The organism is Amycolatopsis suaedae (assembly GCF_004214935.1).
In the GTDB taxonomy this organism is placed as follows: Bacteria; Actinomycetota; Actinomycetes; order Mycobacteriales; family Pseudonocardiaceae; genus Amycolatopsis; species Amycolatopsis suaedae.
Window position 1 is genome coordinate 1 of record NZ_SFCC01000021.1, and the last position, 13,261, is coordinate 13,261.

General features: G+C 69.1%; 11 protein-coding genes and 1 pseudogene. 10 read left to right on the forward strand and 2 right to left on the reverse strand.

Annotation, left to right across the window (positions count from 1 at the left end):
• The 4 genes and pseudogenes from EWH70_RS31915 to gcl form a co-directional block, all read left to right on the forward strand.
• A pseudogene (locus EWH70_RS31915) lies at nt 1-156 on the forward strand (succinate--CoA ligase subunit alpha); the annotation flags it as partial.
• Nucleotides 156-947, forward strand: a complete 792-nt coding sequence (locus tag EWH70_RS31920; RefSeq protein ID WP_130479304.1) for a hydroxypyruvate isomerase family protein — start codon at nt 156-158, stop codon at nt 945-947. The pseudogene EWH70_RS31915 and the gene EWH70_RS31920, both read left to right, overlap by 1 nt.
• A complete protein-coding gene (locus tag EWH70_RS31925; RefSeq protein WP_130479305.1) occupies nt 944-1,825 on the forward strand; it encodes a 2-hydroxy-3-oxopropionate reductase in 882 nt (293 codons plus the stop codon). Before EWH70_RS31920 ends, EWH70_RS31925 begins: the two co-directional genes overlap by 4 nt.
• A 21-nt stretch (nt 1,826-1,846) precedes the next feature.
• Nucleotides 1,847-3,532: a glyoxylate carboligase gene (gene gcl / locus EWH70_RS31930; RefSeq protein ID WP_130479306.1), complete on the forward strand. Its 1,686-nt coding sequence runs from the start codon at nt 1,847-1,849 to the stop codon at nt 3,530-3,532.
• 48 nt (nt 3,533-3,580) lie between these two features.
• Here gcl and fdhD read toward each other — a convergent pair whose 3' ends face one another.
• Together fdhD and EWH70_RS31940 are read right to left on the reverse strand one after the other, a co-directional pair.
• Nucleotides 3,581-4,414: a formate dehydrogenase accessory sulfurtransferase FdhD gene (gene fdhD, locus EWH70_RS31935; protein ID WP_130479307.1), complete on the reverse strand. Its 834-nt coding sequence runs from the start codon at nt 4,412-4,414 to the stop codon at nt 3,581-3,583.
• Nucleotides 4,415-4,416: 2 nt separating this feature from the next.
• On the reverse strand, nt 4,417-5,394 hold the full coding sequence (locus EWH70_RS31940; protein WP_130479308.1) for a ketopantoate reductase family protein: 978 nt from the start codon (nt 5,392-5,394) through the stop codon (nt 4,417-4,419).
• 76 nt (nt 5,395-5,470) lie between these two features.
• Between EWH70_RS31940 and EWH70_RS31945 the strand changes: the two genes are divergently transcribed.
• The 6 genes from EWH70_RS31945 (at nt 5,471) to EWH70_RS31970 (ending at nt 13,140) form a co-directional block, all read left to right on the forward strand.
• Entirely contained in the window at nt 5,471-5,716 is a 246-nt protein-coding gene (locus tag EWH70_RS31945) for a DUF6457 domain-containing protein (RefSeq protein ID WP_165436502.1), read from the forward strand.
• Between the two features lie 224 nt (nt 5,717-5,940).
• Entirely contained in the window at nt 5,941-7,602 is a 1,662-nt protein-coding gene (locus tag EWH70_RS31950; protein ID WP_240687347.1) for a thiamine pyrophosphate-binding protein, read from the forward strand.
• A gap of 33 nt (nt 7,603-7,635) precedes the next feature.
• Complete coding sequence (gene frc, locus EWH70_RS31955; protein WP_130479311.1) at nt 7,636-8,862, forward strand: formyl-CoA transferase; 1,227 nt, start codon at nt 7,636-7,638, stop codon at nt 8,860-8,862.
• 1 nt (nt 8,863) lies between these two features.
• Complete coding sequence (locus EWH70_RS31960) at nt 8,864-11,002, forward strand: acetate--CoA ligase family protein (protein ID WP_130479312.1); 2,139 nt, start codon at nt 8,864-8,866, stop codon at nt 11,000-11,002.
• A gap of 175 nt (nt 11,003-11,177) precedes the next feature.
• Nucleotides 11,178-12,584, forward strand: a complete 1,407-nt coding sequence (locus EWH70_RS31965) for an Nramp family divalent metal transporter (RefSeq protein ID WP_240687335.1) — start codon at nt 11,178-11,180, stop codon at nt 12,582-12,584.
• A gap of 7 nt (nt 12,585-12,591) precedes the next feature.
• Nucleotides 12,592-13,140, forward strand: a complete 549-nt coding sequence (locus EWH70_RS31970; RefSeq protein ID WP_240687336.1) for a hypothetical protein — start codon at nt 12,592-12,594, stop codon at nt 13,138-13,140.
• The last annotated feature ends 121 nt before the right edge of the window (nt 13,141-13,261 follow it).

Sequence of the window (13,261 nt, forward strand, 5' to 3'; positions counted from 1 at the left end):
GAGGGCAAGACGATGGGTCACGCGGGTGCGATCGTGTCCGGTTCCTCGGGCACCGCGGCCGCGAAGAAGGAAGCCCTGGAGGCGGCCGGGGTGAAGGTCGGCAAGACCCCCACCGAAGCCGCCGCGCACGTCCGGCGGATCCTGGAGGACACCTGATGCGGTTCGACGTCAACCTGTCCCTGGTCTTCACCGAGCTGCCGCTGCTCGAACGGCCCGCGGCCGCCAAGGCAGCCGGGTTCGACGCGGTCGAGCTGTGGTGGCCGTTCCCCGACGCCGAACCGGCCAACCGCGAACTGGACCGGCTCGCCGACGCCATCCGCGACGCCGGGGTCTCGCTGGTCGGGCTGAACTTCGACGCGGGCGACATGGCCGAGGGCGACCGCGGCCTGCTGTCCCGGCCGGCGCAGAGCTCCCGCTTCCGGGCCAACATCCCGGTCGCGGTGGCCTTCGCCACCGGACTCGGCTGCACGACACTGAACGCCCTCTACGGCAACCGGGAACCCGACGTGTTCCCCGAGCAGCAGGACGAACTCGCCGAGGAGAACCTCACGCTGGCCGCCCGGGCCGCCGACGCGGCGGGCGCGACCGTGGTGCTGGAGGCGCTCAACGCCGAGCAGAACCCGCACTACCCGATCACCACGTCGAACCAGGCGTTCACCGTGATCGACCGGTTGAAGCGGCCCAACGTGAAGTTCCTCGCCGACTTCTACCACCTGACGATGATGGGCGAGGACGTGCTCGCGCTGATCGACCGCAGCGCGCACCGCTTCGGCCACGTGCAGATCGCCGACGTACCCGGGCGCGGCCAACCCGGCACCGGGGACATGCCCTACGGCGACATCCTCAAGCGCCTCGCCGACAGCCCCTACGACGGCCCGGTCGGGCTGGAGTACAAGCCGTCCGGACCGAGCGCGCAGAGCTTCGAGTGGATCAAGGAGCTGGCATGACCTCGACGATCGCGTTCCTCGGGCTGGGCATCATGGGCAGCCCGATGTCGGTGAACCTGACCGCCGCCGGGCACACCGTGGTCGGCTACGACGTCCACACCGCCGCCGCCGAGCCGCTGCGTGCCGCGGGCGGCCGCGTGGCGGACAGCATCGCCGACGCGGTGTCCGGCGCCGACGTGGTGATCACCATGCTGCCCGACTCGCCGCAGGTCGAGGAGGTCGTCCTCGGCGAGAACGGCGTGCTGGACAACGCCAAGCCCGGCGTGCTGGTCATCGACATGAGCACCATCCGGCCGGAGACGTCCAAGCGTGTCGCCGAGGTCGGCAGATGCCGCAACCTGCGGGTACTGGACGCCCCGGTCAGCGGTGGCCAGCAGGGTGCGATCGACGGCGTGCTGTCGATCATGGTCGGTGGCGACGCGGCCGACTTCGAAGCCGCGCGGCCGGTGTTCGAGCCGCTGGGCAAGACGATCGTCCACGTCGGGCCGCACGGTGCCGGCCAGACGGTCAAGGCCGCCAACCAGCTCGTGGTGGGCGGGACCTACGCGCTGGTGGCCGAGGCCATCGTGCTGCTGGAGGCCGCGGGCGTCGACGCCGCCGGCGGCCTGGACGTGCTGGCCGGCGGACTGGCCGGCAGCCGCATCCTGGAGCTCAAACGCCGGTCCATGGTGGCGCGCGAGTTCGCCCCCGGTTTCCGGATCGACCTGCACCACAAGGACATGGGCATCGTCCTGGCCGCCGCCAGGGAGGCCGAGGTCAGCCTGCCGATGGGCGCGCTGGTCGCCCAGCTGATCGCCGCCGCGCGGGCACAGGGCCATGGCGGCCTGGACCACTCGGCGCTGCTGAAGGTCGCCGAGTCACTGTCCGGAAAGGACTGAAACGTGCGCAGCATTCCCTGTATGGAGGCGGTCGTCTCCGTGATGGAGTCCGAGGGTGTCGACACCGTGTTCGGCATTCCCGGCGCCGCGATCCTGCCGCTCTACTCCGCGCTGCGGACCAGCGGGATCCGGCACATCACCGTCCGCCACGAGGAGGGCGGCACGCACGCCGCCGACGGGTGGGCCCGGGTCACCGGCAACGTCGGCGTGTGCATCGGCACGTCCGGCCCGGCGGGCACGAACATGATCACCGGCCTGTACACCGCGCTGGCCGACTCGATCCCGATCATCTGCATCACCGGCCAGGCCGAACGCGCCAAGCTGCACCAGGAGGCGTTCCAGGCGGTCGACATCGTGGAGATCGCCAAGCCGGTCACCAAGTGGGCGGTGCAGCTCAAGGAGGCCGCGCAGGCACCGTGGGTGTTCCGCGAGGCGTTCCGCGTCGCCCGCTCCGGGCGGCCCGGCCCGGTGCTGATCGACCTGCCGATCGACGTCCAGCGCGGCCTGTGCCGCTACGACCCGGAGCTGGACGGCCCGCTGCCGGTGGACGTCCCCGAACCGGCACCGGAACGGATCCGGGCCGCCGTGGACATGCTGATGTCCGCGCGGCGGCCGCTGATCCTGGCCGGTGGCGGCGTGGTGATCGCCGACGCCGCCGACGAGCTGCGCGCGCTGGCCGAGCACACCGGCGTGCCGGTGCAGGTCACGCTGATGGGCAAGGGATCGTTCCCGGAGGACCACGAGCTGTTCGCCGGCATGGCCGGCATCCAGACGCAGACCCGGTGGGGCAACCAGGCGTTCCTGGAGAGCGACCTGGTGCTGGCGGTCGGCGCGCGGTTCGGCGACCGGCACACCGGCAACCTGGACACCTACCGGCAGGGCCGGAAGTTCATCCACGTCGACATCGAGCCCACCCAGCTGGGCAAGGTGTTCGAACCCGACCTCGGCATCGTGTCACACGCCCGCACGGCGCTGGCCGCACTGCGGGCCGCCGCGCCTGCGCGGCAGGCGGGGGAGTGGGCCGCCCGGGTCGGGCAGCTGCGGCGGACGCTGGTGCGCCGCGACGACTTCGACGACGTGCCGATCAAACCGCCGAGGGTCTACCGGGAACTCAACGAGTACTTCCCGGCCGACACCACGTTCGTCACCGCCATCGGGCTGTACCAGATCTGGTCCGGCCAGTTCCAGCACACGCAACTGCCCCGGCGGTACCTGGTCTGCGGGCAGGCCGGCCCGCTGGGCTGGGAGGTGCCCGCGGCGATGGGCGTCAAGTGCGCCCACCCGGAGCGCACGGTCGTGGCGGTGGCAGGCGACTACTCGTTCCAGTTCCTCATGGAGGAGGTGGCCGTCGCGGCGCAGTACCGGATCCCGTTCGTGATCGTGATGGTGAACAACGAGTACCTCGGCCTGATCCGGCAGGCCGAGCTGGCCTACGACATGAACTACGCGGTCGACCTGCACTACGGCGAGGGCGGGATCGACCACGTGAAGGTGATGGACGCGATGGGCTGTCCGGCGCGGCGGGTGGAGCGGCCCGGCGACATCGCCGGGGCACTGGAGTGGGCGGCCAAGGAATCGGAGGCCCAGCAGCTGCCGGTGCTGGTGGAGATCATGGTCGAGCGCGAGGCCAACGCCGCCATGGGCCCGGCCCTGGACGCGGTGAAGGAGTTCGAGCCGGTGCCCGAGGTGGTCGCGGCCGCGGACTGACTGCCGTGAAGGGGGCCCTCACGGCATCAGACGCCGTGAGGGCCCCCTTCACGGCACCGGCAGGACCAGCCGGTCGGCACGCGAGTAGACGTTCATCGAGGTGCCGCGCAGGAAGCCGACGACGGTCAGGCCCTCCTCGTCGGCCAGGTCGACGGCCAGCGACGACGGCGCCGACACGGCGGCCAGGATCGGCACCCCGGCCATGACGGCCTTCTGCGCCAGCTCGAACGAGGCCCGCCCGGACACCAGCAGCACGGTGGACCGCAACGGCAGCATGCCCTCCCGCAGCGCCCAGCCGACGACCTTGTCCACGGCGTTGTGCCGCCCGACGTCCTCCCGCAGGCAGAGCAGCTCACCGTCCACAGTGAACAGTCCGGCGGCGTGCAGCCCGCCGGTGCGGTCGAACACGCGCTGGGCGGCACGCAGCCGGTCCGGCAGCGCGGTCAGCACGCCGACGTCCAGCCGCGCGTCGTCCTCGCGCACCGACCAGCGGGCGACCGTGCGCACGGCCTCCAGGCTCGCCTTGCCGCACACGCCGCACGACGAGGTCGTGTACACGTTGCGGTCCAGTGAGAACTCGGGCAGCTCGACGCCCTCGCCCAGCCGTACGTCGAGGACGTTGTAGGTGTTGGACCCCTCCACGGTGGCCCCCGCGCAGTAGGCGATGGCCGCGACGTCGCCCGGCTTGGCCACCACTCCCTCGCTGACCAGGAAACCCGCGGCCAGGTCGAAGTCGTGGCCGGGCGTGCGCATGGTGACCGACAGCGGCCGCCCGCCTGCGCGGATCTCCAGCGGCTCCTCGACGGTCAGCGTGTCGGGGCGCTGTCCACGCCGGCCGGCGGCTATGCGCAGCACCGGCCGGCGTGTGGTCACTCTTCCCACGGTCAGGCCGTCTTCGCCAGCTGGGCGTTGAGCAGATCGGCCAGTGCGCACACCGCGCGCACCGTGGGCACCTCGGTGCCGGTCAGGTCGGCCAGCTCGACCACCGCCTGCAGCAGCACGTCGAGCTCCATCGGCCTGCCCTTCTCCAGGTCCTGCAGGGTGGACGTCTTGTGCTCGCCCGCCCGTTCGGCCCCGGCCAGCCTGCGTTCGATGGAGATCTCCGGCCGGGCCCCCAGCTTGGTGGCCACGTCCAGCGTCTCCTGCATCATCCGTACGACGAGCTCCCTGGTCCCGCCGTGCCGGCAGATGCCGGCCATGGTCGCCCTGGCCAGCGCGCTGATCGGGTTGAACGCGATGTTGCCCATCAGCTTGAGCCAGATGTCGCGGCGGACGTCGGGCTCCACCGGGCACTTCAGCCCGCCGGCGATCATGGCGTCGGCGAACTCGGTGCACCGCGAGGAGATCGAGCCGTCCGGCTCGCCGATGGTGAACCGGGTGCCCTCCAGGTGCGTGACGACACCGGGTTCGGTGATCTCGGTGGCCGCGTACACGACGCAGCCGATGGCGCGCTCGACCGGCAGCACGGCGCTCACCGCACCGTCCGGGTCGACGCTGTTGATCCGCTGGTTCTCGTACGGGCCGGGCAGGCGGTGGAAGTACCACCACGGAATGCCGTTCTGCGCGGCGATGATCGTCGTCTTGTCGTGCAGCAGGCCCTGGATCATCGGTCCCGCGGCGGCGTAGGAGTTGGCCTTCAGGCCCAGGAAGACATGGTCGACCGGGCCGATGCTGGACGGGTCGTCGGTTGCGTGGGGACGGGCTTCGAAGTCTCCGCGCGCGGACAGTACGCGGATTCCGTTGCTTCGCATCGCGTGGAGATGGGCGTTCCGGGCGATCAGATGGACCTCGACCCCCGCCCGGTGGAGGTGGGCACCGACATATGCGCCGATAGCGCCGGCGCCGACAACTGCGACTTTCACGGCGGCTCCGTTCTTGTCTCAGAACTGTATGCAGTATACGGTATGTAAGGCTTTCGTCAACGGCGGGAGGTTACGGGTGAACCTGCTCGGGGAATGGACCGCGGCGGCCTGCGCCGAACTGGGTGTGGACGCCGAGGACGTGGACCGGGCGACGGTGCTGGCGATCGCGCGGGACTCCGCCCGCTCGGTGGCGCGCCCGGCCGCACCGCTGACGGCCTATCTGCTCGGCGTGGCCGTCGGCAGGGGTGTGCCGGTGAAGGAGGCGGCCGACCGCCTGGCGAAGCTCATGGCCTCCTGGCCGCGTATCGACTGGCGTGACTAGCGCGCCTTTTCACGTGCAGTGCAAGACAAATCACTGTCCGCCGGAAAACCGCGGATTGGGGCTGGACAAGCGGACGATCACAGGTCCACTATGACACCCATACGGTATGCAGTATGCCGGAGACAGTTTCGAGTGAGGGAGTTGACAGGCAGATGGCGCAAACGGTCCAGACAGTGCCTGAGAGCGCCGGCCGGGTCGGCGAAGGGGACAAGGCCGAACCCGAGATGATCTCCGGCGGTCATCTGGTGGCCAAGGCGCTCAAGGCCGAGGGCGTGGACGTGATCTTCACGCTGTGCGGCGGGCACATCATCGACATCTACGACGGCTGCGTCGACGAGGGCATCTCGGTCATCGACGTACGTCACGAGCAGGTCGCCGCCCACGCCGCCGACGGCTACGCGCGGATCACCGGCCGCCCTGGCTGCGCGGTGGTCACCGCCGGTCCCGGTACCACCGACGCCGTCACCGGTGTCGCCAACGCGCTGCGCGCGGAGAGCCCGATGCTGCTGATCGGCGGCCAGGGTTCGTTGTCGCAGCACAAGATGGGGTCCCTGCAGGACCTGCCGCACGTCGACATGATGGCGCCGATCACCAAGTTCTCGGCCACCGTGCCGGCGACCGAGCGGGCGGCCGACATCGTGTCGATGGCGTTCCGCGAGTGCTTCCACGGCGCGCCCGGCCCGTCGTTCCTGGAGATCCCGCGCGACATCCTGGACGCCAAGGTGCCGCTGGAGAAGGCCCGCATCCCCGAGGCCGGTCACTACCGGGCCTCCACCAAGTCGGCCGGTGACCCGGCCGCCATCGAGCGGCTGGCCGACCTGCTGACCAGGGCGGAGAAGCCGTGCATCCTGCTCGGCAGCCAGGTGTGGACCTGCCGGGCCACCGACGCGGCCACCACGTTCGTCCGCACGCTCAACGTGCCCGCGTACATGAACGGCTCCGGCCGCGGCACCCTGCCGCCCGGCGACCCGCACCACCTGCAGCTCTCGCGCCGCTACGCGTTCAACAACGCCGACCTGATCATCATCGTCGGCACCCCGTTCGACTTCCGGATGGGTTACGGGCGCAGGCTCTCACCGGACGCCACCGTGGTGCAGATCGACCTGGACTACCGCACCGTCGGCAAGAACCGCGACATCGACCTCGGCATCGTCGGTGACGCCGGCCTGGTGCTGTCCGCGGTGACCGCCGCGGCGTCCGGCCGGATCAGCAACGGCGTCGCCGGCCGCAAGGCGTGGCTGGAGGAGCTGCGCGCGGTGGAGAACGAGGCCTACCAGAAGCGGCTGCCCCGCCAGCTGTCGGACAAGAACCCGATCGACCCGTACCGCCTGGTGCACGAGATCAACGAGTTCCTCACCGAGGACTCGATCTACATCGGCGACGGCGGCGACATCGTGACCTTCTCCGGTCAGGTCGTGCAGCCCAAGGCGCCCGGCAACTGGATGGACCCGGGTCCACTCGGGACACTCGGGGTCGGCGTCCCGTTCGCCATGGCGGCCAAGTACGCCCGGCCGGCCTCGGAGGTCGTCTGCCTGTTCGGTGACGGCGCGTTCAGCCTCACCGGCTGGGACTTCGAGACGATGGTCCGGTTCGGACTGCCGTTCGTCGGCATCGTCGGCAACAACTCGTCGATGAACCAGATTCGCTACGGCCAGATCGCCAAGTACGGCGAGGCCCGCGGCCGGATCGGCAACACGCTCGGCGACGTCCGCTACGACGAGTTCGCGCGGATGCTCGGCGGCTACGGCGAGGAGGTCCGCGACCCGGCCGACATCCGGCCCGCGCTGGAGCGCGCCAGGGAGTCCGGCAAGCCGTCGCTGATCAACGTCTGGGTCGACCCGGAGGTCTACGCCCCGGGAACGATGAACCAGACCATGTACAAGTAACCGGCCCGTTCGCACACCGAAAGGGACACCGTCATGGCAAAAGCGCTAGAGGGCATCCGGGTCCTCGACATGACCCACGTCCAGTCCGGGCCCTCGTGCACGCAGATCCTGGCCTGGCTGGGTGCGGACGTGGTGAAGCTGGAGGCTCCCTCCGGCGACATCACCCGCAAGCAGCTGCGCGACGTGCCCGATGTGGACAGTCTGTACTTCACGATGCTCAACGCCAACAAGCGCAGCATCACGCTCAACATGAAAAGCGAGCGGGGCAAGGAACTGTTCACCAAGATGGTGCCGAAGTTCGACATCCTGGTGGAGAACTTCGGCCCGGGCACGCTGGAGCGGATGGGCTTCGACTGGGACACCCTGCGCGAGCTCAACCCCCGGCTGATCTACGCCTCGATCAAGGGCTTCGGCGAAGGGCCGTACAAGCACTTCAAGGCCTACGAGGTGGTCGCCCAGGCGATGGGCGGCTCGATGAGCACCACGGGCTTCGAGGACGGGGTGCCGCTGGCCACCGGTGCCCAGATCGGTGACTCCGGTACGGGTATCCACACGGTGGCCGGCATCCTGGCCGCGCTCTACCAGCGTGAGCACTCGGGCACCGGCCAGCGGGTCACCGTGGCCATGCAGCACGCCGTGCTCAACCTGTGCCGGGTCAAGCTGCGCGACCAGCAGCGGCTGACGCACGGGCCGCTGGCCGAGTACCCGAACAAGCAGTTTGGCGACGAGGTCCCGCGCTCGGGCAACGCCTCCGGCGGCGGGCAGCCGGGCTGGGCGGTCAAGTGTGCTCCCGGCGGTCCCAACGACTACGTCTACGTGATCGTGCAGCCGGTCGGCTGGGAGCCCATCGCCCGGCTGATCGGCAGGCCCGAGCTGGTCGACGACCCCGAGTGGGCCACGCCGGAGGCACGGCTGAACAAGCTGGACAAGATGTTCCAGCTGATCGAGGAGTGGACGGTCAACCACAACAAGTGGGACGTGCTGGCCAAGCTCAACGCGCACAACGTCCCGTGTGGACCGATCATGTCCACAAAGGAACTGATCGAGGACAGCTCGCTGGCCGACAACGACATCGTCGTGAAGGTCGACCACCCCGAGCGCGGCGAGTTCACCACGGTGGGCATGCCGATCAAGCTGTCCGACTCACCTGTCGACATCGAACGCTCGCCGCTGCTGGGCGAGCACAACGTGGAAGTCCTGGCCGAACTCGGGGTGGATGCCGCCGAGGTCGCCGAACTCCAGGCGAACGGAGTGATCTGACGTGGCTTTCGATACCGCCGCGGTCAAGGAAGTACTGGACAAGGTCCGCGCCGAGGGGCGCGCGGCGCTGACCGCCCCCGAGGGGCGGCGGATCTGCGAGGCCTACGGCATCCCCACGCCGGGCGAGGGCCTGGCCACCACCGAGGACGAGGCGGTGTCGATCGCCACCGACCTCGGTTTCCCGGTGGCGATGAAGATCGTCTCGCCGGAGATCCTGCACAAGACCGACGCCGGCGGCGTCGAGATTGGTGTCGCCGACGCCGACGCGGTACGCCAGGCGTACCGGTCGATCATCGCCAACGCCAAGGCCTACGACGCGAGCGCGACCATCGTCGGCGTCCAGGTACAGCAGATGCTCGGCGGTGGCCAGGAGGTCATCATCGGCGCCACCACCGACGGCACGTTCGGCAAGGTGGTGGCGTTCGGTCTCGGTGGCGTGCTGGTCGAGGTGCTCAAGGACATCACCTTCCGGCTGGCGCCGGTCGACCGGGACCAGGCGCGGTCGATGCTGGACGGCATCCAGGCCGCGGACGTGCTCAAGGGCGCCCGCGGCGCCGAGCCGGTGGACGCCGACGCGCTGGCCGGGGTGATCGAGCGGGTGTCCGCGCTGGTCACCGACTTCCCGGAGATCTCCGAGGTGGACCTGAACCCGGTGTTCGCCACCGGGTCCGGCGCCACCGCCGCCGACGTGCGGATCCTGGTGGAGACCGGCGAGGTCGCCCCCAGGGTGGAGCGCTCGCCGGAGGAGATCCTCGCCTCGATGCGGCGGCTGATGAACCCGTCGGCCGTGGCCGTGATCGGCGCGTCCAACGAGGTGGGCAAGATCGGCAATTCGGTCATGCGCAACCTCATCGGCGGCGGCTTCGAGGGGACGATCTACCCGATCAACCCCAAAGCGGACGAGGTCGAGGGCATCAAGGCCTACAAGTCGATCAGCGACGTCGAGGGCGACATCGACGTGGCCGTGTTCGCCATCCCGGCGAAGTTCGTGGCCGGCGCGGTCGACGAGTGCGGCCGCAAGGGCGTCGGCGCGGCGGTGCTGATCCCGTCCGGGTTCGCCGAGACCGGCAACCAGGAGCTGCAGGACGAGGTCGTGGCGACGGCCACCAAGTACGGCATCCGCCTGCTGGGGCCGAACATCTACGGCTACTACTACACGCCGAGCAAGCTGTGCGCGACGTTCTGCACCCCGTACGACGTGCGCGGCGGGGTGGCGCTGACCTCGCAAAGCGGCGGCATCGGCATGGCCATCCTCGGCTTCAGCCGCACCACGAAGATGGGCGTATCGGCCATCGTCGGGCTCGGCAACAAGTCCGATGTGGACGAGGACGACCTGCTGACGTTCTTCGAGCAGGACGACAACACCACGTGTGTCGCCATGCACCTGGAGGACCTCAAGGACGGCAGGGCGTTCGTCGACGCGGCCCAGCGCATCACCAAGAAGAAGCCGGTGGTGGTGCTCAAGGCGGGCCGGACCGACCTCGGGGCGCGGGCGGCCAGCTCGCATACCGGCGCGCTGGCCGGTGACGACAAGGTCTACGACGACATCCTCCGCCAGGCCGGCGTGGTCCGCGCCCCCGGCCTGAACGAGATGCTCGAATACGCCAGGGGCCTTCCGCTGCTGCCCACGCCCAAGGGCGAGAACGTCGTGATCATCACCGGGGCCGGTGGTTCGGGCGTGCTGCTGTCCGACGCGTGTGTCGAGGCCGGACTGTCGCTGATGGACATCCCGCCGGACCTCGACGAGTCGTTCCGCAAGTTCATCCCGCCGTTCGGCGCCGCGGGTAACCCGATCGACATCACCGGTGGCGAGCCGCCGTCGACCTACGAGGCCACCATCAGGCTGGGCCTGGAGGACGACCGGATCCACTCGCTGATCCTGGGTTACTGGCACACGATCGTGACACCGCCGATGGTGTTCGCGAAGCTCACCGCCGATGTCGTCGCACAGGCCAGGGCGAAGGGCATCGACAAGCCGGTGGTCGCGTCGCTGGCCGGCGACACCGAGGTCGAGCAGGCTTGCGACTACCTGTTCGAACACGGCATCGTGGCCTACCCGTACACCACGGAGAAGCCGGTCGCCGTGCTCGGTGCGAAGTACCGCTGGGCCCGCTCGGCGGGACTGCTCGGCCAGGTTTGACCCACGAACGAGGACAAGGGGGTCGGAACACATAGGACGGAAGTGACAGTGGAAGACGGAGGTTGCAACAGTGGATGCGTCGAACGCCCCGGCGACGGGGTCGTCCAGTGGTGAGGTGACGGCCTCACCCACGGGCGGAACAGAACGGGTATGGCGGGCGGGCAAGCTCGAACCCATGCCCATCCGTCCCCTGCCCGAAGCACCACCTTCGATCCACATCCTCGGACCGACGGTGTTCCTGGTGGCACTCGGCGTCGGTATGGGCGAGTCCTACCTGTGGCCGAGGCTGGTCCTGGTCTTCGGGCCGGACATCAGGTGGCTGTTCCTGATTGGTGTGACGCTGCAGGCCGTCGTCATGCTCGAGATGGCACGCTACGCCATGGCCACCGGGGAGAGCATCTTCTTCGGTGCGGCACGAATATTCAAACCACTCATGTGGTTCTTCTTCGCGGTGGCGATCCTGGTCTATATCTGGCCGGGGCACATCTCCGCGGGCGCGGCGGCGTTCCAGGAGATAACCGGGATCAACTGGATCACCGCCGCGTGTGTCGGGCTGGTACTGGTCGGCGTGGTGTTCAGCCTGGCCAAGGTGGTCTACAACCTGCTCGAGAACGTGCTGTCCGTCCTCATCGGAGCGCTGGTGCTCGGCTCCGCGGTCATCGCCTCGATGGTCGGCACGTGGGAGGACCTGTCCAGCACGCTGTCCGGCATGTTCCAGTTCGGGTACTTCCCGACGGAGATGTTCTCCTCGACGTGGTTCCCGATCGTGGTCGGCTCCATCGCGTTCGCGGGGCCGTCGGGCATGCAGCAGATGTGGTACACGCTGCACCTGCGCGACAGCGGCGCAGGCATGGGCAGTCACATCCCGAAGATCCGGGGCCTGCGGCACGCCGGTGAGCAGGAGGAGATGCCCAGCCGGGGGTACATGTTCGACACCTCCGACCCGGACGAGATGCGCAAGTGGAAGGGCTGGCGGCGCTGGGTCACGTTCGACGCGCTGCTGCTGTTCTGGGGTGTCACCATGCTGGTGACCATCTCGTTCACGGTGCTGGCCAAGGCCGCGGACCGCAACAGCCCGGACGTCAAGGCACTGATCGAGGGTGGCGACCGGGAGGCCGCGCTCAACGCCATGGCGGCCACGTTCTCCTCGGTGGGCGGTCAGGCACTGGGCACGGTGTTCCTCGGGTTCATCGCGCTGATCGGGATGAACGCGACACTCGGGTTGTTCGACTCGTTCTCGCGTGGTCAGGCCGACATGACGTTCTTCTTCGTGCCCGGCGCGAAGAAGATGAAGATGTCGCATCTGTACTTCGCGTTCCTGTGGGGTCTGATCATCTTCGGTGTGCTCGTGCTGCTGCTGGGCGACCCGGACGGACCGAGCCAGATCCTGGACATCCTGTCGTTCCTGTCGGCGTTCGCGATGGGTGCCTACTGCGTCGTACTGCTGCTGGTGAACAACAAGCTGCTGCCGAAGCCGATCCGCCCGAAGTGGTGGAGCAACGCGATCATCGGTTTCGGCGCGTTGTTCTACCTCGGAATGCTCTTCTACAGTCTGTTCGCCTACGGCGTCGTACTGGATTGAGGTCGACATGAGCCTGGACATGGCACGGATGCGCAGCCTCGCGGAACTCGGGTTCCCCGGGTTCCTCGCCGGCCTGATCGGCGGTGTGGTGGCGGGCGGGCTCACGGCCGTGGCCGGGCAGACCCCGGCGTGGGCGCTGACCGCGATGGTCACGCTCGGCCTGCCGCTGGGCCTGTTCGGGATGGGCTACGGCCTGCTGGTGGTCAAGGGCATCGCCCGGCCCGGAACGTTCGCCCCCGCGGCGTTGTTCTGGCTGATCGGGTTCCCGCTGTCCCGGCTGCTGCAGGAGGTCCTCACCCGGGCCGTGGTGGTCGGCGAGCCGGGGCTCCCGCCGGACCTGCTCGGTTTCTTCGCCTACCAGGGCATCGTCAGCGCCGGGTTCGCGATCGGGTTCCTGTGGATGCACGAGCGGATCGCACCGCAGTGGTGGCGCAAGGTCGCCGACCGCAATCCCGACGCGGGCGCGGTGTTCCAGCGTTATGTCGCGCATTCGCGGTTGCTCTACGAACAGCGGGAACAACGCCGTAAGGCGCGGGCGGCGCGCGCTCGCCGGTAGTTCCGGATCGCTCGGGAAGGCCACCTTCATTACGTCCGACGTGGTGAGGGTGGCCTTCCCGAGCTTGGGTGACCCAGTTGAGTGGATCTTCGTTTTCGGGGGCCGGGGGAGGCTTTCTGTT